Genomic DNA, 21292 nt, shown 5'->3' with positions numbered 1-21292 from the left:
AGGGAAACGGATGACCCGCAAACTCGGCATCCTCATCTCGGGCCGCGGGTCGAACATGCAGGCGCTGGTCAAAGGATCACGCCGTCCCGACGCCCCTTACACCGTCGCGCTGGTCGCCTCGGACAAGCCTGAAGCCGACGGCCTCGCCTGGGCAGCGACGCATGGTATCGCGACTTTTGCTCAGTCGCCTAAAGGCATGGCCAAAGCCGATTACGAAGCCGCGATCGACGCCGCCCTCCGCAACGCCGGCGTCGAAGCCATCGCCCTCGCCGGTTACATGCGCCTCCTCTCCGACGATTTCGTCGCGCGCTGGCGCGGGCGGATCGTCAACATCCACCCCTCGCTGCTTCCGCTCTACAAGGGCCTCGACACCCACGCCCGCGCGATCGCTGCCGGCGACAGCCATGGCGGCTGCTCGGTCCATATCGTCACCGAAGAACTAGATGGCGGCGAAGTGCTGGGCCAGGCAACGGTTCCGATCCTGGCCGACGACACGCCAGACACACTTGCCCAGCGCGTATTGGCCGAGGAACATCGCCTTTATCCCCGCATCGTCGCCCAATGGCTGAGTCGTTGACCCGAAACACGACAACGCGACTGTAAAACCGGGGATATTATGCCTCCACGGCGCGTTTGGCGCGCCTAAGGTAAAGAACAGGGAAGGCACGGCGATGCACGGTCAAGGACGCGAACCACATCGCAAATCAGGGATCGCCAGCGCCGAATCCGGAATGGTTCTGCTCGACGGCCCCGATGGCGTCGCAATCGCCATGACCCCGGACGCCGCCGAGGCCACTGCGCGCAGCCTGCAAGCGGCCGCCGCCGAGGCGCGCAACCAGGGCACAATTCCGTTGCCGTCGCAAACACGCTGATCCTGCTCTTGCGTCACGTCGTTACGCCGCCCAAACAGGTTCGATGCTGAAAGTAGCCAGCTACAATATGCGCAAGGCGATCGGCACCGACCGCCGTCGTCGCCCCGAGCGGACACTGGAGGTGCTGCGCGAGATCGACGCCGATGTCGTCGCGCTCCAGGAATGCGACCGCCGCTTTGGCCAGCGCCAGGGCGTGATCTCCCCCCACATGCTCGACGAGCACAGCCCGTGGAAGGCGGTATCGTTCGGCGTTCGCTCCGGGTCGATGGGCTGGCACGGCAACGCGATTCTGGTGCGCAAGGACGCGCAGATCCTGGATTGCGAGGTCATCCACTTGCCGGCGCTGGAGCCGCGCGGTGCGGTGATGGCGGACCTGCGCATCGGCGGACAGGCGCTGCGGGTGGTCGGCATGCATCTCGACCTGTCAGGGCTGTGGCGGCGGCGTCAGGCGCATGCCATCCTGTCGCACCTCGCCGCCAGCGAACGGGCGATGCCGACGGTGATGATGGGCGATCTCAACGACTGGAGCGCCCAGTCGGGCTGTCTGCGCGATTTTGCCAAGGACTTCAGCTTCGCGCCGACCGGTCGCTCGTTTCACGCCCGGCGGCCTGTTGCACGGCTCGACCGGATCATGGTGTCGCGCGAGTTGAAGATTGCAGAGTGCGGCGTGAATGACAGCGCGGCGGCCCGCACCGCGTCCGACCATCTGCCGATCTGGGCCCAGGTCGAGCGCGGCTGATGCAGGACAAGGAGCTTCGCCTTGCGCTTGTCTGCTATGGCGGGATCAGCCTTGCCATCTACATGCACGGCATCACCAAGGAAATCTGGCACCTCGCCTGCGCCAGCCGTGCGCATCGCGATTTCGAACCGGCTTCGGGGGCGAGCGCGCGAGTCTATCACGCGCTGCTTGACGCCGTTGCGGATGAGGCGGGGCTCAACCTGCGCGTCATGGTCGATATCGTTGCCGGGGCGAGCGCGGGTGGCATCAACGGCGTGTTTCTGGCGCAAGCGGTGACGAGCGGCCAGTCGCTCGATCCGTTGACCGATTTGTGGCTCGAAATTGCGGATGTCGAGGCGCTGCTCAATCCTGATCACGGCCCGTCACATCGGCTGGCCAAGATCTGGGCGCTACCGATCGCCTGGATGGTCGCCGGGCGCGATGCCGATATCGACCAGACCGTCGAGCCGGCAGCGCGCGCCGAGGTTCGCGCCAAGCTGGAGCGATTCGTGCGCTCGCGCTGGTTCGAACCGCCCTTTGGCGGGAAGCAGCTGCTGCACATGATGCTCGATGCGCTGGAGGCGATGCAGGCCGCACCGGCCGGCCCGCGTCTGCTGCCCGATGGTCAACCGCTCGACCTGTTCGTCACGGTCACCGATTTTCGCGGCCATCCCGAACGGCTGCGCCTCAATTCGCCGCCTGAAGTCGTCGAAACCGAACACCGGCTGGTATTTTCGTTCAGCGATCATGGCAGCGCGACCGGACCGCTCGCCGATCATGCGGAGCTGGCCTTTGCCGCGCGCGCGACGTCCAGCTTTCCGGGCGCCTTCCCGCCCGCCACGGTCGCCGAAGTCGATGCCGTGCTGGCCGAACGCAACCGCCACTGGCCGGGGCGCGCCGCATTTCTCGAACATGCCCTGCCCCGCCAGTTTGCGGCCGGTGTGGCCGAGACCGCGCCGCTGATCGACGGGTCGGTGCTGGCCAATGCCCCATTCCGGCCAGCGATCGATGCCCTGCGCGAACGCCCGGCCCGCCGCCAGATCGACCGACGTTTCGTCTTCATCGACCCCACACCCGGCTATCACATCGGCATCGCACCAGAGGCGTCGGGCGAAAGCCCCGGCTTTTTCCGCACCATCATCGGCGCGCTGTCCGAACTGCCACGCCAGCAGCCGATCCGCGACAATCTGGAATCGCTGGACCAGCGCTCGGCGCAGATCGAGCGGATGCTGGCGATCATCGAACGCATTCGAGCGGAGGTGGAGGGACAGGTCGAATCGCTGTTCGGCTATACGCTGTTCCTCGACTATCCGACCCCCAAGCGGCTCGCCAGCTGGCGGGCGCGGGCGCAACAGGCGGCGGCATCACGCGCCGGCTATGGCCATGCCGCCTATGGCTTGCTCAAGGTCGAAGGCGTCGCCGACCGGATCGCGACGCATCTGAACCAGATTGGCGACCTGCACGGCTCCGATCGCTGGCGTCGGATGCGCGCGGCGATCGGAGCCGAAATCGCCCGTCGCGGTGCGGACGATTTCAGCGTCCAGCACAGCGCCGCAGCGACGCCTGCGACGCTGGAGTTGCTGCGGGCGCACGACCTTGGCTTTCGCATCCGCCGCCTGCGCCTGCTCGCCCGGCGCGCGACCGAGCTCGATCAGGACAATAGCCGCGCCGAGCTGGCCCCGATCCGCACCGCTATTTATGAATCGCTCGCCGACTATCTCGAATGCCAGCGCGCCGACCCGTTTCTGGGGATGCGCGAATCGATTCGCGCCGTCGATTGCAATGCTGCCGCACTGATGGATGAGCTGGCGGCGCGGATGGACCTGCGCACGCTGGATGAGGACACGGATCAGCGCCTGTCCGACGGGCTGAGCCAGCTGCCGCGCGACCTGCGCCGTCCGATGCTGCTCGCCTATCTCGGCTTCCCCTTTTTCGACATCGCGACGCTGCCGCTGCTGCGCGGAGAGGGGCTCAACGAATTCGACCCGATCCGCGTCGACCGCATTTCCCCCGACGACGCCACGTCGATCCGCAGCGGGGGTGCGCGCGCCACGCTCAAGGGGATTCAGTTCAATAATTTCGGGGCCTTTTTCAGCCGCGCCTATCGCGAGAATGACTATCTCTGGGGGCGGCTGCATGGTGCGGAGCGGCTGGTCGATATCATCCTCTCCACGCTTCCCCCCGGCGCGCGCCTCGCCCCCGGCCGCGTTGCCACGATCAAGCGCGAATTGTTCCTGGCGATCCTGGAGGAGGAGGAGCCGCGGCTCAACGCCATCCCGGGGCTGTTCGAGCAATTGCGCAAGGAAATCGGCTGAGTCTGGCCAAGCCGCCCCCCGCGCCCTAAGACAGGGTTTGACGGCAACAGGGTGATCGCGGCGGATGCAGTTTCTGAAGGCTTTGTTCTGGTTCCTGATCCTCGGTCTCGCGGCCGCCTTTGCCGTTACCAACTGGCATCCGGTCGAAATCCATCTGTGGAGCGGCCTGATCGCAGACGTAAATCTGCCCTTCCTGCTGTTCGTCGTCTATCTCGGCGGGCTGCTGCCGATGCTGGCGATCTATCACACCGTGCGCTGGCGGATGCGCAGCCGCATCGCGATGCTGGAACGCACCGTCGACGATCTCCGCCCCGCCCCGGCCGCGCCGCCCGCCCCGGTCGTGAGCGGTGATCCCGGCGATCTCGACACCCCGCCCGAAACCCCCTCCGCGCCGCCGCTGGTGACTCCATGAGCCCGATCTACGTCGCCCTCGACACGCCGGACATCGAACGCGCCAAGGCGATCGCGACCCGCGTCCGCCACCATGTCGGCGGGATCAAGCTGGGCCTTGAGTTCTTCATGGCGAACGGCCGCCACGGCGTGCACGAGATGGCCGATATCGGCTTGCCGATCTTCCTCGACCTCAAATTCCACGACATCCCCAACACGGTGGGGAAGGCTGTGCAGGCGCTCCGCCCGCTCGAACCCGCGATCATCACCGTCCACGCCTCGGGCGGCCGCGCGATGCTGGAGGATGCAAAGGCCGCCGCACCGACGGGGACGAAGGTCGTTGCGGTGACGATGCTCACCAGCCTCGACGCCAATGACCTCACCTCGATCGGCCTGTCGCCCGACCCGCACGAACAGGTCGTCCGCCTGGCCGAACTCGCCAGGTCCGCCGGCGTCGACGGCATCGTCTGCTCGGGCGAGGAAGTGAAGGCCGCGCACGCCGCCTGGAAGGACGGGTTCTTCGTCGTCCCCGGCGTCCGCCCGTCGAACGGCCACACCGAAGACCAGAAGCGCGTGGTCACCCCCCGCGCCGCGCTCGACGCCGGCGCATCGATCCTCGTCATCGGCCGCCCGATCACGCAGGCCGAAGACCCCGACCTCGCGGCGCGCGAGATCGAGGCGACGCTCTGATTCGGCAATCCTCCCCTGCAAGGGGAGGTGGCAGCGCGGAGCGCTGACGGAGGGGTGTCGCCCTTTCGATAGCGGAACACCTCTCCACCACTCCTTCGGCGCGGTCCCCCTCCACTTGCAGGGGAGGAATTAGCGCGGCATTCGGCTATCCGATGCCCACCATCCGCCCCGCCACCCTCGCCGATCTCCCCCGCCTCCACCCCGTGGTCGAGCGCGCCTATCGCGGCGATTCCGCGCGACAGGGATGGACGCACGAAGCCGACCTGCTCAGCGATACCCGCACCGATCTGGAGACGCTCGCCACGCTGGTCGATGGCGACAGCCGCATCCTCATCGCGCTGGACGGCGACACTATTCTCGGCTGCGTCAACATCGCCGATCGCGGCGATGGCCTCGCCTATCTCGGCCTGCTCTGCGTCGATCCCGAACTCCAGGCACGCGGGATCGGCAAGCAGCTCATTGCCGCCGCCGAAGCCACCGCGCGCGACAGCTTCGCCGCGACGCGCGTCGAAATGACCGTCATCGACCGCCGCGTCGAGCTGATCGCCTGGTATGAGCGCCACGGTTACGCCCGCTCAGGCGAAACGCGCCCCTTCCCCGTCGCGGTCGATCCCCCGCTGACGATGGCGGTGCTGGTCAAGCCATTGTTCGACCAACGGCAATTGCCCTGACCGCGCACGGCGGTTAACCATGTGACGATATCACAATGTTCAGGGAGTTGATGCCGATGCGTGTCCTGTTGCTTGCCGCCACGATTCTAGCCACCCCCGCGTTCGCCCAATCCGAGCGCGCCGCCATCGGCACCGGAGTCAGCGCCAGCGAGCGGCAGAACAGTGCCGAACGCCCGATCCGCTTCGCCACAGCCGCCCCATCCGACGGTGTCCTCGTCATCCCGATGGCCAGTGCCAGCGACCTCAGTCATGTCCCCGCCCCGCTGCGCCCCGCCGTCACCGACGCGGTCGCAACCGCCGGGTTCAAGGCTGCGCCCGACAAGACGCTCTCGCTCTATGGCGTCGGCGGCTATCATCGCATCGTCCTGATCGGCGTACCCACGGGCCAGCTCGACGCCGCCGCGCTCGCCGATTTCGGTGGCCGCGCCGCACAGGAAACGCGCGACAACCGCCAGCCGGTCGCGATCCTCGCTGGCACGCTCAGCAGCGCCGCCGCCGACCCGGCCGCCCATGTCGCGCTCGGCGCCAGCCTCGGCCAATATCGCTTCGACAAGCTCAAGAGCGGCGTCACCACCCCCGCGGTTCAGCCGCTGACCATTGTCGCCGCGACCGGCGAAGCGACCTATGCGCGCGAACTCACCGGTGTTGCTGAAGGCGCGCGCATGGCCCGCGACCTGATCACCCTGCCCTCCAACGCCAAGACACCGGACAGCTTCGTCGCCACCGTCCGCGCGCAGTTCGCGGGCGTCCCCAATGTCCGCATCACCGTGCTCGACGAAGCCGAAATGCGCCGTCGCAACATGGGCTCGATCCTCTCTGTTTCGGCCGGATCGCGCCACCCCGCGCGGATGCTGATCGTCGAGTATCGCGGCGCAGGCGACGCTGCTCCGCTGGCGCTGGTGGGCAAGGGTATCACCTTCGACAGCGGCGGGATCAGCCTGAAGCCCGGCGCGGGCATGGGCGACATGAAGGGCGACATGGCCGGGGCCGCTGCAGTGATGGGCGGCGTGTATGCCGCGGCCAAGCGCGGGGCGAAGGCCAATGTCGTCGGCATCGCCGCGCTGGCGGAGAATATGCCCGGCGGCAATGCTTCGCGCCCCGGCGACGTCGTCCGCACGATGAACGGCCAGACGATCGAGATCATCAGCACCGACGCCGAGGGCCGCATGGTCCTGGCCGACGCCAACCAATATGCGATCGATCGGTTCAAGCCCGCCGCCCTCGTCAACATCGCGACTCTGACTGGCGCGGTCATCACCGCACTCGGCGACGATTATGCCGGCCTGTTCGCCCGTGACGAGGCGCTGGCGACGCGCGTCCAGTCCGCCGCGACGGCGTCGGGCGAGTCGGTGTGGCGTCTCCCGCTTCACCCCAGCTATGCCAAGGACATGGAATCGCCGATTGCCGACATCGCCAACGGCACGACCAAGTCCGGCCCCGGCGCAGGTCGCGGCGCGCATTTCATCGGCTTCCTGACGCCGCAGCCGACGCCTTGGGCCCACATCGACATGGCCGGCGTCGATGGCGCCGACGAATCGCTCCCGACGATTCCAAAGGGCGCACGCGGCTATGGCGTCCGCCTGTTCGACGCCCTCGTCCGGGAATTCGAGCAATAAGCGCAGCTCAACCCGGTGGCGCGGTGGGCTGATCTCACCGTGCCCCAACTTCCGCTTGCCAAAGCTCCGCCCGCAGCCGATTGCCAGCGACGATGCCCGTCACTGCAAAGATCTGCGGCCTGTCCACCGCTGCGACGCTCGACGCCGCGCTTGCGGGCGGGGCGAGCCATGTCGGCTTTGTGTTCTTTCCGCCCTCCCCGCGCCATGTGACCTTTGACCAGTCCGCCGCGCTCGCCGCGCAGGTGCCGCCCCAGATCCAGCGCGTGGGCGTGTTCGTCGATCCTGAGGATGCGCTCCTCGATCAGGCAATCCGCTCCGCCCAGCTCGATGCGATCCAGCTGCACCGCACCAGCCCGGAGCGCGCCGCCGCGATCGGCGCGCGCACGCGGCTGCCGATCTGGGCGGCGGTTGCGGTCAAGATCCGCGCCGATCTCGACATCGCCCACGCCTATCGCGGCGCGGCGCAGCGCATCCTCTACGACGCCAAGACCCCGGACGACGCCAAGCTCCCCGGCGGCATGGGCCTGCGCTTCGACTGGACTTTATTGCAGGGCTTCGATCACCCGCTGCCCTGGGCGCTCTCGGGCGGCCTGGACGCCGCCAATGTTGCCGAAGCCGTCAACATCAGCGGCGCACGGCTGGTCGATGTCTCCTCCGGCATCGAAAGCGCACCGGGGGTGAAGGACACGGCCATGATCGCGGCGTTCCTGAAGGTCGTCGCATCGCTCTGACCGATCGCACCCGCTTGCGAGCCGCCCCCGGCTTGGGCATGTCCAGCAGCGCATCATGAGCCTCACACCCGCCTTTCTCGACGAGCTGCGCGCCCGCACCACGCTGTCCGCCCTGATCGGCCGCAGCGTGAAGATCACGCGCGCCGGTCGCGAGTACAAGGCGTGCTGCCCGTTCCATAACGAGAAGACCCCGTCCTTCACGATCAACGACGACAAGGGCTTCTATCATTGCCTGGCGGCCGAAACCCGGGTCATCACGCGCGAAGGACGGCGCGAGATCGCGTCGCTGGCCGGACAGACCGCTACCGTGCTGACGCGCGGCGGAACATGGGTTGATGCCCGGTTCGATCATTATGGCGTCCAGCGGCTATGGCGCATCGACCTGTCGCGGAACGGCCTTGCCAAGACGATCTGGGCGACGGACGGACATCGCTGGTTCGTCAAGGGCCGCAAGAGCGACGTCCGCACGGACCAGCTCCGGCCGGGCCATGCCCTTGAGAGCGCGGTACCGGAACGCCGCACCCGATGGGAAATGGATCCCGAAGGTGTCCGGCACGGCATCGTGTTCGGCGACGGCACGATGTTCAAGAAAGTGTATGGCACGGTCAATCTGCACGGCGACAAGGATGCCGAGCTGGCCGGCTGGTTCCCCGATCAGCAGCATCACGCCCACGACCGGGACGGAGACAAGCGCTACATCCGCATCTATGGCGGTCGCGCCTTCGAAGGGTTCAAGTCACTTCCGGGCTTCGACCTGCCCGATGCATATCTGCTTGGCTTCCTCGCCGGCTATCTCGCGGCTGACGGGCATGTCGCCAAAGACGGGACGGTGATGCTCAACGCGGCGGACCCGGACGTGCTGGAACGGGTCCGCGATATCGCGCTCAAGCTGGGCATCGTCACCTATGGTCGCACCACGCTGATGCGGAACGGCTTCGGCGACAGCCCCAGCGCGCTGCACCGTATCCACTTCGTCCCGTCGTCGCTCGATCCCGCGCTATTCCTGTTGTCGCGCGCACGCGCGCGGTTTTCCAGCCACACCAAGCGGTTCGACCGGCTTCGCTGGGTCGTGCGATCCGTCGCACAGTCGGACCGGATCGAGCCGGTTTACTGCGCATCTGTCCCGGACACCCACGCCTTCGCGCTCGAAGACAATATCCTGACCGGCAATTGCTTCGGCTGCGGGGCGCATGGCGATGCGATCCGGTGGATGACCGAGCATAACGGTCTGCCCTTCATCGACGCGGTGAAAGAGCTGGCGCAGGCCGCCGGGCTCGACATGCCCGAGGATGACCCCCGCGCCGCGCAACGGGCCGAGCGGGCCAGGGGGCTGCATGAGGTCATGGCCGACGCCGCCAAATTCTATACCGACCAGTTGCACGGCATCGCCGGAGCCGAAGCGCGGGCATTGCTCGAACGCCGCCGGGTCACGGCAGAAACCGCGCGCACCTTCGGCATGGGCTACGCGCCCGATTCGCGCACCAAATTGCGGGAAGCGCTGAAGAGCTATGGCGATGCGATGCTGGTCGAGGCGGGTCTGCTGATCCAGGTCGACGGCAAGGAACCCTATGACCGGTTCCGCGGCCGCCTGATGATCCCGATCAAGGATGCGCGCGGCCGCGTGATCGGCTTTGGTGGACGCATCATCGGGGACGGCGAGCCCAAATATCTCAACTCCCCCGAAACCCCGCTCTTCGACAAGGGCCGCTCGCTCTACAATCTCGACCGCGCCTCGGCCGCCTCGCGCAAGGCGGGGCGCGTGATCGCGGTCGAAGGGTATATGGACGTGATTGCGCTGGCGCAGGCGGGCTTTGGGGAAGCGGTCGCCCCCCTCGGCACCGCGATGACCGAGACCCAGCTCGAACGGCTGTGGCGCATGGCCGACGTGCCCTATCTCTCCTTCGATGGCGACAATGCCGGGCAAAAGGCAGCGATCCGCGCGGCGCATCGCGCCCTACCCCTGCTCCAGCCCGGCCGCAGTCTTGCGTTTGTGACCCTCCCGCCCGGCCAGGATCCCGACGATCTGGTGCGCGCATCGGGGCCACAGGCGTTCGAAGCGCTGCTCGCGTCCGCTCAGCCGCTCGCCGATCGCCTGTGGACCCATGAACTCGCCGCCGAGCCGGTCGACACGCCCGAAGCGCGCGCCGGGCTCAAGCGTCGCCTGTCCGATCTTGCCGCAACCATTCAGGACGGCAATGTCCGCCACGAATATGTGAACGAGTTCCGCCGCCGGGTCGACGAACACTTCGCCCCGCCGCCGCGCACCTTCACGCCGCGAAACCAGACTCGCGGCCCATTCAAACCCGGCCAGCGCTGGCAGCCGCCCGAACCGCCGCCCGGCCCTGCGGTGCAGGCAGTGGGCGCTGGCGGAATCGACCGGGTGCTGGCCAAGGCGGTGCTTGCCGGCCTGATCCGCCACCCCGCCGAAATCGCCCGCCATGTCGAAACGCTGACCAGCCTTGCCCATGCCGATGGCGCGCTTGGGCGCTTGTTCGAAGCGGTGGTCGATGTCGCGCTGGAGGATCGGGCGCTTGATAGCACGCGGCTGCGTACCATATTGGCGGCGTCCGGTTTCGATTCACAGGCAGCCGAGTTGCTGCGCGCCGACCAGCTTCCCTTCACCTTCACGCAGAAGGAATGGGACGCGGGGCGGGCCGCGCTCGACCTGGGTGAGGCGATCGCAGTGCTGGCGGCGCGGCCTCAGGTCGAAGCGGCGCTGGCAGAGGCAACTGCGGCGGTGCAGGCGCGTTTCAGCGACGAGGCATTCGAACGCCAGGTCGCACTGGTGAAGCGAAAAGCGGAACTGGAAATGCGGCTCGCCAATCTGATGCTTGCGGACGAGACGTAATTAGGTGATTAGGGCGGCGTATAATTGCCGCCAGACGATTTCAAAGGCAGTCGATGGCTAAGGCAAATATGACGGACGGCGCGGAACCCACGGAAACCGGTGACGCGCCGCTGATCGATCTCAACGAAGGCTCGATCAAGAAGCTGGTCGCCCGTGCGAAGAAGCGCGGCTACATCACCGTGGACCAGCTCAACGAGATGCTGCCGCAGGATCAGTTCACCTCCGAACAGATCGAAGACGTCATGTCCGCGCTCAGCGACATGGGCGTCAACGTCGTCGAAAACGAAGACGTCGGCGAGGACGATCAGCCCGAGGACGACACTCCGGACGAGGTCGATGCCGAGGGCAAGGACGACGAGCCTGCGTTTGAAGCGACCAAGAAAAAAGAAACCATGGATCGCACCGACGATCCGGTGCGCATGTACCTGCGCGAGATGGGCGCGGTCGAGCTGCTGAGCCGCGAGGGCGAGATCGCGATCGCCAAGCGGATCGAGGCCGGTCGGGACACGATGATCCTTGGCCTGTGCGAATCGCCAATCACGTTCAACGCGATCATCGGCTGGTCCGACGCACTCAACGAAGGCACGATGCAGCTGCGCGAGATCCTCGATCTCGATGCAATGCTGTCCAAGGGGCCGTCGGCCGAGCAGGTCGAGGGTGCCGAGAACGACGATTCGGGCGAAATCAGCGAAAAGACCGCCGGCACTTCGTTCAAGGAAGAGGAAGAGCCCGAAGAGGTCGCTGCGGACGAGGATGAGGATGACCTCACCGAACGCCGTGCGCCGCGCATCTCGGACGATGAGGAAGAGGACAACACCCTCAGCCTCGCCCAGATGGAGGAGACGCTCAAGCCGCAGGCGCTCGAGAAGTTCGCCAACATCACCGCGATCTACAAGAAGTTCAGCAAGGTTCAGCAGAGCCGGCTCGACGCGATGGCGGCGGGTGGCGAGCTGTCGGCGGCGGACGAGAAGAAATATCACCGGCTGCGCGAAGAGCTGACCGCCGAGGTCGAGAGCGTTCAGTTCCACCAGGCAAAGATCGAATATCTGGTCGATCAGCTCTACAGCTTCAACCGGCGTCTGACCGCGCTCGGCGGCCAGATGCTGCGCCTCGCCGAGCGGCACAAGGTCAGCCGCAAGGATTTCCTTGATCGCTATGTCGATCATGAGATGGACGAAAACTGGCTCGAATCGGTCGGTACCATCGACAAAAAATGGGGCGCGTTCGTCACGAACGAGGCCGCCGCCGTCGACCGTATCCGGGTCGAGGTTTCCGAAATCAGCCAGCAGACCGGCATGGCGCTCGGCGAATTCCGCCGCATCGTGAACATGGTGCAAAAGGGCGAGCGTGAGGCGCGCATCGCGAAGAAGGAGATGGTCGAGGCCAATCTCCGCCTCGTGATCTCGATCGCCAAGAAATACACCAATCGCGGCCTGCAGTTCCTGGATCTCATTCAGGAGGGCAATATCGGCTTGATGAAGGCGGTCGATAAGTTCGAATATCGTCGCGGCTACAAGTTCAGCACCTATGCGACCTGGTGGATCCGTCAGGCGATCACGCGGTCGATCGCCGATCAGGCGCGCACGATCCGCATCCCGGTGCACATGATCGAAACGATCAACAAGCTCGTCCGCACCAGCCGCCAGTTCCTGCACGAACAGGGGCGCGAACCGACTCCGGAAGAGATGGCCGAGCGCCTCTCGATGCCGCTCGAAAAGGTCCGCAAGGTGATGAAGATCGCCAAGGAGCCGATCAGCCTCGAAACGCCGATCGGCGACGAGGAAGATTCGCACCTCGGCGATTTCATCGAGGACAAGAACGCGATCATTCCGGTGGATGCCGCGATCCAGGCGAACCTCAAGGAAACGGTCACCCGCGTCCTTGCCAGCCTGACCCCGCGTGAAGAGCGCGTGCTGCGCATGCGCTTTGGCATCGGCATGAACACCGATCACACGCTCGAAGAGGTCGGGCAGCAGTTCAGCGTGACCCGCGAACGCATCCGCCAGATCGAAGCCAAGGCGTTGCGCAAGCTCAAGCACCCGAGCCGCAGCCGCAAGATGCGCTCGTTTCTCGACCAATAAGGTCACATCGCCAGTCGCATGGGGACAGGTTCGTCCGCCCCCATGCGGCGGCAAGGTGGGTTGTTCGCATCGGATAAACCCTTGCATCGGTTCCGGATTTCGCCTTCATTCGGGACAGACGGTTAAGCGGCGGCGGCTGACCGACGTTGGCAGACACCGCATCTCGGCGACGACGAATGTGCCTTGCTTCGCGCAAGCATACACGTCGCGCCGAAACAGGGGGCGTTGGCGCATGCAAGCATCTGAACTTGAGCTTCCGCTGGAACGCGACGTGTTTTCACGGACCCTGATCCGCGAACTCGCCGGAACGCTGCAGGACGTGGTCGGCCTTGATGACGCATCGGGTTATATCAGCGTCGTCGGCGTCGCGGTCGGGGAACAGATCGATCGACAATATCGCAGCGCGCTCGCCGTCGATCGCCTGACGCGGGCACAGGTCACCGACGTGCTGATCGACCTCAAGCGGCGCATTCAGGGGGATTTTTTCGTGATCGAAGAGACCGAGGATCGGATTGTCCTTGGCAATCGCGCCTGCCCGTTCGGCGAACTGGTGCGCGACCGACCTTCGCTGTGCATGATGACGTCCAATGTGTTCGGCCACATCGCCGCGCAGAATTTGGGCTATGCCGCCGTCGACCTGGAACGCACGATCGCTGAGGGGCATCCCGATTGTCGCGTGACGGTCTATCTGCGCGCGAGCGACGACCTTCCACTAACCGCGCGCGCCTATCACGGACGGTGAGCACGCTGCTGTCCCAGGATGCAAAGGCCCTGCTCGACGGGCTGGCGGAGGCGGCGCTGATCGTGTCCGAGGACGGAACCGTGCTCGGCCTGAACCGGGCTGCCCAGCAGCGGCTCGGCAGCGATCTTCCGGGTCACTCGTTGTTCGATCGCCTGGCGGGAGACGGGCAGGACGCGTTGCGCTTCATCCAGCGCTGTTTCGGCTCATCTGCGCCGCTGGTCGGTGCCCTGATTGTGTCCGACGCGCGCGGCAGCGAGCGGCTGAAATGCCGCGGCAACCGCGTGGCACTGTCGGGCGCTCCGGCGATCCTGCTGCGGATGCTCGAAACCGACGAGGATCGCTTCGGTGCCCTTTCGCGCAAGGTGCATGAGCTTCATACCGAGATCACCCAGCGCAAACATGCCGAGGCGGTGCTTCAGGAATCGCTGCGGGAACGCGAGCTGTTGCTGCGCGAATTGCAGCACCGGGTGAAGAACAACATGCAGATGCTCGCCGGGATGCTGCTCGGCGCTGCGCGGGAGGCGACGAGCAGCGAGGCGCAGCTCGCGCTGCGCGATGCCGCCAATCGCTTTTCGGCGGTCAGCGCGGTGCAGCAGCTGCTCTATGGTTCGGGACGGCTGGATACGATCGGATCCGAGGCGCTGGTGGACAGCCTGCTGGCAAGTCTCGCCGGCATGACCCGCGCCCCGCTCGCAACGGCGAAGCATGTCGATCCGGTCGATCTCCCGATCGAGCCTGCCACGCCGATCGCGCTCGTGCTCAACGAACTGCTGGTCAATGCCGTCAAATATGGCGTGCCTGCGCAGGGCAATCAGCAGATCGCCGTCGAATTCCGGCACGATGCGGGGCACATCACGATGATTGTTCACGACAATGGCCCGGGCATTGCCGGCCCCGACGCGCGGCGCCGGGCCTCCGGACTTGGCCTCGTCCGGGCGCTGCTTCGCCAGCTTGGCGGCAGGCTCGATATCGAAAATCAGGGCGGCGCGCGCTGTGTAGCGCGGTTTGCGTTGCCGGCCCCACGCGCGGGAGAGTCGCAATGATCGGCCTCGACACTGCCATGATCTGGACCATGACCGTTCCGCCCCCCGGAGAGACGACGGAATCGGACCCGGGCTTCAGGCCTGAGCCCACGGCGGATCGTGCCCGGATACTGGTGGTCGAGGACAATTACTTCGTCGCGCTCAGCGTCGAGTCGGCATTGCTGGACGCTGGCTATGAGGTCGTCGGCGTCGTCGATAGCGGCGAAGAAGCATTGCAAAGCGTGGCGGAGGCCGCCCCGGATCTGGTCCTGATGGACATCCGGCTCGCCGGAGAGCTCGACGGCATCGACACCGCGGTCGCGATGCACGGCATGAACATCGCCAGCCTGTTCGCCAGCGCGCATTGCGACGACGCGATCCGGGCGCGTGGTGCGGCGGCCGACCCGCGCGGCTGGCTGGTCAAGCCGTTCACCGACGCGCAGATGCTCGCCGCCGTCCGCCAGGCGCTCGAAACGCCACAGAAAGGGCACTGACCCCGCCCGCCGCACGGCAGCGACCATTCCCCTTGCCCTTCCCCATTTCCCCGCTAGCCTCTGCTCACAACAGAAAAGGACCGGGCATGCGGCATATCGCGGTGATCGGATCGGGGCCGGCGGGCTATTATACCGCAGAGGCGTGCCAGAAACAGTTCGGGGAGGATGTCCGGGTCGACATCATCGACCGGCTGCCCGTCCCGTTCGGCCTGATCCGCAGCGGCGTCGCGCCCGACCACCAGTCGATCAAAAGCGTGTCGCGACGCTATGAAGCAGTGGCGCTGACCGACACGGTCCGCTTCGTCGGCAATGTGACGGTCGGCAAGGACGTGACCATCCCCGAACTGATGGGCCTGTACGACGCGGTGGTGCTGGCGACCGGCGCTCCGTTCGATCGTCCGCTGGAGATCCCCGGCGCCGACCTGCCGGGCGTGACCGGATCGGCCGCATTCGTCGGCTGGTATAACGGCCATCCCGACTTCGCCGCGCTGAACCCGCCGCTCGGCGGCCCCGGCGCGGTGGTGATCGGCAACGGCAATGTCGCGCTCGACGTCGCCCGCATCCTTGCCAAGACGCGCGGTGAGTTTGCAGGATCGGACATCGTCAGCCCTGCGCTCAATGCACTGGTCGGCTCGGGGATCGAGACCATCACCCTGCTCGGCCGCCGCGGTCCGCACCAGATCGCGATGACGCCCAAGGAACTGGGTGAGCTCGCCAACCTCACACGCGCCGCCCCGGTGGTCGAAGCCGCCGATTTTCCGCCCGATATCGACGACGCGCTGCTCGAACCGGGGCTACGAAAGTCGGTCGCGCATCTGCGCAAATACGCGGCCGCGAGCGTCGACAAGCCGGTCCACATCATCTTCGATTTCTTCGCAATGCCGCTGCGGATCGAAGGCGATGGCCGCGCCGAGCGTATCATCGTCGAACGCACCCGCCTCGACGAACGCGGCGCAGCGGTCGGTACCGGCGAAACCTATGCGATTCCGGCGAGTCTGATCGTGTCCTGCATCGGCTACCGCACCCCGAAGATTGAGGGCGTGCCCTATGACGACCGCGCCGGGCGCTTCGCCAATGACGAGGGGCGCGTGCTGCCCGGTCTGTATGCCGTCGGCTGGGCGCGGCGCGGACCGACCGGCACGATCGGCACCAACCGCCCCGACGGCTTTGCCATCGCCGAGAAGATCGCCGAAGACGCACCGGGCGGCAGCGGCAAGCAAGGTCGCCCAGGGCTCGACGCCCTGCTCGCATCGCGCAGCGTCGATGTCGTCACCTTCCGCGATTGGCAAAAGATCGACGCCGCCGAGATCGCCGCCGCCCGCAGCGATTCCCCGCGCGAGAAGTTCACCAGCGTCGCCGGAATGCTCGACGCACGCGGCGGTTAAAAAAGCGCGCTGCGGCGCTTGCAAGGGCGGAATGCGGCGGTTATAGGCGCGCCTCCAAACGACGCGGTCTGCCCACCCGGGGCCTTTGCCAAGGACTTCGCCGTTCAGTCGGGGAATAGCTCAGCCTGGTAGAGCACTGCCTTCGGGAGGCAGGGGCCGGAGGTTCGAATCCTCTTTCCCCGACCATATTTCAAATATTTACCGCCGCCGTGATGGCGCGCATGAAATTTGCGGAAATGGCACCTTAAGAGAGCTGCGCATTTATCGCGGTTCTGCATTGCCCTCGTCCGAATCCGCAGTCATCGATGCCGAATGACTAGCACTACAATCTCCGTTCCGGGCGAGCCGGGAAATCTCGCGATCATGGCAGCTATCGGCCACGTCTGCCTGCAGTGGTCTCGGTTAGAGATGGCCGTTCTCGGCCTGCTGGTGACGATCGAGCCGATGGAATTTGAGAAGGGCGCGATTATGTTTGGCGGCTTGGACCTCGGGCCTCGCGTCAATGCAGCGCCTTGGCTGAATATCACAAGTTGCCAGTCTCGATCGTGCGCAAGATTAAAGCTATTCGGTCCGAGTTGCAGGGCGGGCTATCGGAACGCCGCAATCAAGTCGTTCACGGAGCGCACAAGGATTTGGAGGGATTCGAGACGACCCTGACAATGGTTCGGTTCAAAGGCGACAAGCGGTCCCAGCGAGTGACCGCAGAGACGATCAATAAAATAGCGGAGGATGCCCACCGCCTCGGGGATGCCGCGTGGGCGCTAATGCCCGAAATCCGGGATTGGATGTTTGCGCGAAACCTACGCGCGCAAAGCAACACCTAGGCTGTATCGACATTCACTTCCCCTCCCTGAAAGGGAGGGGCTAGGGGTGGGTTTAGCGGCAAGCGAGGCTCGATGCCTCGATTGCCGCTGTTCTGCCGCGCGGTCGCATTTAGCTTTTTGAGCGCGCAGACGCGCGCACCCACCCCCGACCCCTCCCTTTCAGGGAGGGGGCATGTGTTGAAAACTGATAGGCCCTACAACCCCTCGCCGCCGACCCAATGCGCGTTGGACAGCCGCCGCGCCACGTCCCAGGTCTGGCGGCGGACATCGGGCACTGCGACAATTTCCCAGAACGCCCCCCGCGTCATCGGGCCGAGCGCGAAGAGGCGCGGATTGGCGCGGCCGTCTGCGCCGATCACCTCCCCTGCCCCATTCACATCGATCCCCAGATGCGCGGCATCGGGCCGGATCGCGCCGCCGTCGCGCAACGCCACCAGCAGCGGATCGGTGGTGCGCCCCAGATCCCCCAGCGGCCCGGTGCAATTGACCACGCGCCGGACTTGCAGGGTTTGCGCTGCATCGGCACCACGCGGTCGCCAGTGCAGCGTCACCTCGCCAACTCCGGCCTCGAAGCACAGCGTCTTGCCCGCCATCACCTGCAACTGCCCCCGCGCCGCCATTGCGTCGAGCCGGTCCGCCACCTGCGGGGCCAGACGATGGCGATGCACGTCCCACCATGGCCGCAGATGCCGGAGGAAACGTCCCCGCTCAGCCACGCTCGCATTCGCCCACATCGGCTGGGTAAAGGGGCGCAGTTCGTCCACCGCATTGCGCCAGCCGATCTCGCTGGCACGGGCGCGAACCTTGCGAACCAATGCCGACGCCACCGTCGCGGGCCGCTCGTCGATCTTGTCCCACGCCGCGCCCGCCTCGTGCCGCCGGGGCAGCAACCCGCGCCGCGACAGCGCGACGATCCGCCCGCCAAAGCCGCGCGCCTCCAGCATCAGCGCAACGTCGATCATCGTCAGGCCGGTGCCGATCACCAGCACGGTATCGGCATCGCTCAACCCGTCGGCGATATCACCAGCCCAGGGATCGCCCTTGTAGAGATCGTCCGGCAGCGCTGCGGGATCGAGCCCCGGGGGGTCGTGCGGCGGCAGATTGCCAACCGCGAGCACCGCCGCGTCCGCACCGATCGCACTCCCGTCCGCCATCGCGAGCGAAACGCCATCGGCGCGCTGGTCCAGTCCCGTCACCTCACCCCGGACTACGGTTAGCCGCCCCGCGCTCCCGGAAATCGCCGCATCGAGCAATTCGCGCAGATATTCGCCATAAGTCACTCGCGCGGCAAAGGCGTTGGCCGCATCCGCCACCCCGCGCGCCGCCAACCACTCGGCGAAATGCCCCGGCTGGTCGGGAAAGGCGCTCATACTGCTCGCTCGGACATTGAGCACATGGCTCGGATGCGCCGCACCATAAGCCAGCCCGAGCCCCGGCGTCGCTGCACGCTCGATCAGCGTCGCGCGCGGCCCCTTGTGCCGCAACAGGTTGATCGCCTGCAGCGTCCCAGAAAACCCGGCGCCAATGATCGCGACATGCTCGATCTGCATCCTAGATCTCGTAATCGAGCTGCCATTCGGCCGTCGTGAAGGCGGGCGGCTGCTCCGCAAAGGCCGGCTGACGCGCCTTCATCGTCGCATAGAGCGACTTCACCGTATCGCTCGCCGTCCGCACGAACAGCACGGGCACGACCGCATGGACGATGCACGCCAGCCCGCCGCCAACCATCCGTACCCCGAACCCGGCGGCGGTGGCGAAATGCTCGCCATAGCTTTCGCCGACATCGCGCGGGTGGTCCAGGAACAGGCGGTTGAACATCGTCGTCTCCATGCAAGCCGCTAACCGCGCGGCGTGAAATCCTCGACCAGCTGGTAATGCTCGCCCGGAAAGATCTGGCGCGCGAACGTCACCGGTGCCCTGCCGCGCCACGTCCAGCGTTCGACCTGCAGGCACGGCGCGCCTTCGGTCAGCTTCAGCCGCCCCGCCGCTTCGGCGCTCGCCCCCACCGCCGCGATCCGGTGCCGCGCATCGGTCCAGGGGATGTTGGCGAGCAGCCAGCTGCCCGGCGCGGTCGCGGAGAAATCCGCATCCGCCGCGCCCGGCGCAGCGGCGAGGTCGAGCCAGCGTTCCTCCCACCCAAATGGCGCGTGCCCCGCATGATGCACCCCGGTCAGCACCAGCCAGCCGCTGCCCGATCCCCGCACCGGGAAGCCAGCGGGCGCGCGGCGGTGCAGGTTCACCGTCAGCAACTCCCAGCGATACGCCTCACCCCGCTCGGCGATCAGCGCGGCGATGTCCGGCACGCCCACCACCGGCGTGCGGATCGCCGGCCGCGCAACGAAGCTGCCCGCGCGCCGCTTGCGCTCGATCAGCCCCTCGCTCGCGAGGCGGCTCAACGCCTTGTTGGCGGTCGCCCGCGCACAGCGATAGGCGTCCATCAGCTCATATTCGGTCGGCACGCGCGTGCCCGGCCCCCATTCGCCCGAGCGGATGCGCCCCTCGATCTCGCCGCGGATGCGCGCCTCGATGCTCATGCGAGCAGCTCGCGCAGCGCCATCCGATAGCGCGCCTCGATCGCGTCGCGATGCCGGTGCCGCCCGCCTTCGACCTGCTTGACGCCCCCGCACCACACGCAGTCGATCGGGCGGCGGCTGGCGAAGATCCAGCTGTCGATCAGCGCGTCGCCGCTGCGCCCCTCGAACGCCGGATCGCTGCGGTCGAGCGAGACAATGTCGGCCGGGCGGCCCGCCGCAAGACCCGACTCGACCCCCAGCGACTGGCCGCCACCACGGACCGCCGCATCGAACAGCCGCGCGCCGGTCGATGGCTGCACATCGCTCGCCAGCTGGTTGCGTCCGCGCAATGTCAGCCGCTGGCCATATTCGAGCACCCTTAACTCCTCCGCCGCATCGATCCGCACATTTGAATCACTTCCGACTCCGATCATGCCGCCGCTATCGAGAAACGCGCTTGCGGGAAACAGCCCGTCGCCCAGATTGGCCTCGGTGATCGGGCACAAGCCGGCGACGGCACCGCGCGCGGCCATCTCCGCCACCTCACCCGCATCGACATGCGTCGCATGAACCAGCGTCCAGCGCGCATCGACCGGCGCAGCATCAAGCAGCCAGCGCACCGGCCGCCGCCCGCTCCACGCGATGCAGTCGTCCACTTCCTTCACCTGCTCGGCGATATGGATATGCACCGGTCCGCCCCTGGCGATCGGCAGCAATGCCCCAAGCTCATCCGGCGTCACCGCGCGCAGACTATGCGGCGCGATCCCGATCACGCCATCCGGCGGCAGCTTCGCCTCGGCGCGCTCAACCAGATCGGCAAAGCCGTCGACCGCATTGATAAACCGCGCCTGCGCCGGGCCCGGAGCCTGCCCGCCAAACCCGCCATGCGCGTAGAACACCGGCAGCAGCGTCAGCCCGATCCCCGAAATCTCCGCCGCCGCCGCGATCCGCCCGCTCATCTCGGCGATATCGGCGTAGCGCGACCCATCCGGCGCATGGTGCAGGTAATGAAACTCGCCGACCCGCGTGAACCCGCTCTCGAGCATCTCGGCATAGGCCAGCGCCGCAATCGCCTCGCACTGCTCCGGCCCGATCCGCGCGACAAAGCGATACATCAGCTCACGCCACGACCAGAAATCGTCGCTCGACGCGCCCCGCACCTCGGTCAGGCCCGCCATCGCGCGCTGGAACGCATGGCTGTGGAGATTGGGAAGCCCGGGCAACGCCGCGAAATGCCGCTCATCGCTCCGGCCAGGTTCAACCCCGACCTCGACCCGTTCGATCCGCCCGCCCGCCAGCGTCAGCCGGACGCGGTCGGTCCAGCCATGATCCAGCAACGCAGTTTCGAACCAGAGCGCCATGCGAATATGTCTAGACATA

Annotated in this window: 20 protein-coding genes and 1 tRNA gene; 17 read left to right on the top strand and 4 right to left on the bottom strand. The window is 66.5% G+C overall.

From position 1 onward, the window contains the following. The first annotated feature begins 10 nt into the window (after positions 1 to 10). From purN to ACRYLO_RS05280, 17 genes are all read left to right on the top strand, one after another. On the top strand, positions 11 to 577 hold the full coding sequence (purN, locus tag ACRYLO_RS05360) for a phosphoribosylglycinamide formyltransferase (RefSeq protein ID WP_482659222.1): 567 nt from the start codon (positions 11 to 13) through the stop codon (positions 575 to 577). A gap of 154 nt (positions 578 to 731) precedes the next feature. Beyond that, entirely contained in the window at positions 732 to 872 is a 141-nt protein-coding gene (locus tag ACRYLO_RS05355) for a hypothetical protein (RefSeq protein ID WP_482659221.1), read from the top strand. Positions 873 to 915: 43 nt separating this feature from the next. Beyond that, positions 916 to 1611 (top strand): endonuclease/exonuclease/phosphatase family protein, encoded by a 696-nt coding sequence (locus ACRYLO_RS05350; RefSeq protein WP_482659220.1) that lies wholly within the window; start codon positions 916 to 918, stop codon positions 1609 to 1611. Beyond that, positions 1611 to 3905 (top strand): patatin-like protein, encoded by a 2295-nt coding sequence (locus ACRYLO_RS05345; RefSeq protein ID WP_482659219.1) that lies wholly within the window; start codon positions 1611 to 1613, stop codon positions 3903 to 3905. Before ACRYLO_RS05350 ends, ACRYLO_RS05345 begins: the two co-directional genes overlap by 1 nt. Positions 3906 to 3969: 64 nt before the next feature. Beyond that, a complete protein-coding gene (locus ACRYLO_RS05340) occupies positions 3970 to 4317 on the top strand; it encodes a LapA family protein (RefSeq protein ID WP_482659218.1) in 348 nt (115 codons plus the stop codon). Beyond that, positions 4314 to 4985 (top strand): orotidine-5'-phosphate decarboxylase, encoded by a 672-nt coding sequence (pyrF, locus tag ACRYLO_RS05335; protein ID WP_482659217.1) that lies wholly within the window; start codon positions 4314 to 4316, stop codon positions 4983 to 4985. Before ACRYLO_RS05340 ends, pyrF begins: the two co-directional genes overlap by 4 nt. A 152-nt stretch (positions 4986 to 5137) precedes the next feature. Next, a complete protein-coding gene (locus ACRYLO_RS05330; RefSeq protein ID WP_482659216.1) occupies positions 5138 to 5656 on the top strand; it encodes a GNAT family N-acetyltransferase in 519 nt (172 codons plus the stop codon). Between the two features lie 56 nt (positions 5657 to 5712). Continuing rightward, positions 5713 to 7272 carry a leucyl aminopeptidase family protein gene (locus ACRYLO_RS05325; RefSeq protein WP_482659215.1) on the top strand — a complete coding sequence of 520 codons (1560 nt, stop codon included), beginning with the start codon at positions 5713 to 5715 and terminating at the stop codon, positions 7270 to 7272. A 92-nt stretch (positions 7273 to 7364) separates the two neighbouring features. Next, entirely contained in the window at positions 7365 to 8003 is a 639-nt protein-coding gene (locus tag ACRYLO_RS05320) for a phosphoribosylanthranilate isomerase (protein WP_482659214.1), read from the top strand. A gap of 55 nt (positions 8004 to 8058) precedes the next feature. Beyond that, positions 8059 to 10851 (top strand): DNA primase, encoded by a 2793-nt coding sequence (gene dnaG / locus ACRYLO_RS05315; protein WP_482659213.1) that lies wholly within the window; start codon positions 8059 to 8061, stop codon positions 10849 to 10851. 53 nt (positions 10852 to 10904) lie between these two features. After that, on the top strand, positions 10905 to 12932 hold the full coding sequence (gene rpoD, locus ACRYLO_RS05310) for an RNA polymerase sigma factor RpoD (protein ID WP_482659212.1): 2028 nt from the start codon (positions 10905 to 10907) through the stop codon (positions 12930 to 12932). Positions 12933 to 13203: 271 nt separating this feature from the next. Next, on the top strand, positions 13204 to 13674 hold the full coding sequence (locus ACRYLO_RS05305) for a methanogen output domain 1-containing protein (protein ID WP_482659211.1): 471 nt from the start codon (positions 13204 to 13206) through the stop codon (positions 13672 to 13674). Further along, a complete protein-coding gene (locus ACRYLO_RS05300) occupies positions 13671 to 14717 on the top strand; it encodes a sensor histidine kinase (protein ID WP_482659210.1) in 1047 nt (348 codons plus the stop codon). The genes ACRYLO_RS05305 and ACRYLO_RS05300 overlap by 4 nt, the downstream gene beginning before the upstream one ends. Then, positions 14714 to 15190: a response regulator gene (locus ACRYLO_RS05295; protein ID WP_482659209.1), complete on the top strand. Its 477-nt coding sequence runs from the start codon at positions 14714 to 14716 to the stop codon at positions 15188 to 15190. Before ACRYLO_RS05300 ends, ACRYLO_RS05295 begins: the two co-directional genes overlap by 4 nt. Before the next feature lie 86 nt (positions 15191 to 15276). Continuing rightward, on the top strand, positions 15277 to 16575 hold the full coding sequence (locus ACRYLO_RS05290) for an FAD-dependent oxidoreductase (RefSeq protein WP_482659208.1): 1299 nt from the start codon (positions 15277 to 15279) through the stop codon (positions 16573 to 16575). A 109-nt stretch (positions 16576 to 16684) separates the two neighbouring features. After that, positions 16685 to 16761 (top strand) — tRNA-Pro (locus ACRYLO_RS05285). Between the two features lie 326 nt (positions 16762 to 17087). Then, entirely contained in the window at positions 17088 to 17399 is a 312-nt protein-coding gene (locus tag ACRYLO_RS05280; RefSeq protein WP_482659207.1) for a hypothetical protein, read from the top strand. Positions 17400 to 17593: 194 nt separating this feature from the next. On the opposite strand, the gene ACRYLO_RS05275 is transcribed toward ACRYLO_RS05280, so the two are convergent. The 4 genes from ACRYLO_RS05275 to ACRYLO_RS05260 are packed head-to-tail and all read right to left on the bottom strand — an operon-like array spanning position 17594 to position 21291. After that, a complete protein-coding gene (locus ACRYLO_RS05275) occupies positions 17594 to 18949 on the bottom strand; it encodes an FAD/NAD(P)-binding protein (RefSeq protein WP_482659206.1) in 1356 nt (451 codons plus the stop codon). Between the two features lies 1 nt (position 18950). Continuing rightward, positions 18951 to 19229, bottom strand: coding sequence for a DUF6356 family protein (locus ACRYLO_RS05270; protein ID WP_482659205.1), 279 nt, complete (start codon positions 19227 to 19229; stop codon positions 18951 to 18953). An 8-nt stretch (positions 19230 to 19237) separates the two neighbouring features. Continuing rightward, positions 19238 to 19933: a UTRA domain-containing protein gene (locus ACRYLO_RS05265; protein WP_482659204.1), complete on the bottom strand. Its 696-nt coding sequence runs from the start codon at positions 19931 to 19933 to the stop codon at positions 19238 to 19240. Further along, a complete protein-coding gene (locus ACRYLO_RS05260; protein ID WP_482659203.1) occupies positions 19930 to 21291 on the bottom strand; it encodes a formimidoylglutamate deiminase in 1362 nt (453 codons plus the stop codon). The genes ACRYLO_RS05265 and ACRYLO_RS05260 overlap by 4 nt, the downstream gene beginning before the upstream one ends. Position 21292 lies beyond the last annotated feature (1 nt).

This window comes from Sphingomonas sp. SDUR79, from assembly GCF_056821745.1.
Note: the sequence above shows the minus strand (reverse complement) of the source record. Positions and strands in the feature narration are given on the sequence as shown.

Bases quoted from the DNA above. Each gene is read 5' to 3' on its own strand.
- rpoD (WP_482659212.1), top strand. From the start codon at position 10,905: ATGGCTAAGGCAAATATGACGGACGGCGCGGAACCCACGGAAACCGGT.
- ACRYLO_RS05270 (WP_482659205.1), bottom strand. From the start codon at position 19,229: ATGGAGACGACGATGTTCAACCGCCTGTTCCTGGACCACCCGCGCGAT.
- ACRYLO_RS05325 (WP_482659215.1), top strand. From the start codon at position 5,713: ATGCGTGTCCTGTTGCTTGCCGCCACGATTCTAGCCACCCCCGCGTTC.
- ACRYLO_RS05320 (WP_482659214.1), top strand. From the start codon at position 7,365: ATGCCCGTCACTGCAAAGATCTGCGGCCTGTCCACCGCTGCGACGCTC.
- ACRYLO_RS05265 (WP_482659204.1), bottom strand. From the start codon at position 19,933: ATGAGCATCGAGGCGCGCATCCGCGGCGAGATCGAGGGGCGCATCCGC.
- ACRYLO_RS05340 (WP_482659218.1), top strand. From the start codon at position 3,970: ATGCAGTTTCTGAAGGCTTTGTTCTGGTTCCTGATCCTCGGTCTCGCG.
- dnaG (WP_482659213.1), top strand. From the start codon at position 8,059: ATGAGCCTCACACCCGCCTTTCTCGACGAGCTGCGCGCCCGCACCACG.
- ACRYLO_RS05355 (WP_482659221.1), top strand. From the start codon at position 732: ATGGTTCTGCTCGACGGCCCCGATGGCGTCGCAATCGCCATGACCCCG.
- purN (WP_482659222.1), top strand. From the start codon at position 11: ATGACCCGCAAACTCGGCATCCTCATCTCGGGCCGCGGGTCGAACATG.
- ACRYLO_RS05290 (WP_482659208.1), top strand. From the start codon at position 15,277: ATGCGGCATATCGCGGTGATCGGATCGGGGCCGGCGGGCTATTATACC.
- ACRYLO_RS05275 (WP_482659206.1), bottom strand. From the start codon at position 18,949: ATGCAGATCGAGCATGTCGCGATCATTGGCGCCGGGTTTTCTGGGACG.
- ACRYLO_RS05350 (WP_482659220.1), top strand. From the start codon at position 916: ATGCTGAAAGTAGCCAGCTACAATATGCGCAAGGCGATCGGCACCGAC.
- ACRYLO_RS05330 (WP_482659216.1), top strand. From the start codon at position 5,138: ATGCCCACCATCCGCCCCGCCACCCTCGCCGATCTCCCCCGCCTCCAC.
- pyrF (WP_482659217.1), top strand. From the start codon at position 4,314: ATGAGCCCGATCTACGTCGCCCTCGACACGCCGGACATCGAACGCGCC.
- ACRYLO_RS05260 (WP_482659203.1), bottom strand. From the start codon at position 21,291: ATGTCTAGACATATTCGCATGGCGCTCTGGTTCGAAACTGCGTTGCTG.
- ACRYLO_RS05345 (WP_482659219.1), top strand. From the start codon at position 1,611: ATGCAGGACAAGGAGCTTCGCCTTGCGCTTGTCTGCTATGGCGGGATC.
- ACRYLO_RS05295 (WP_482659209.1), top strand. From the start codon at position 14,714: ATGATCGGCCTCGACACTGCCATGATCTGGACCATGACCGTTCCGCCC.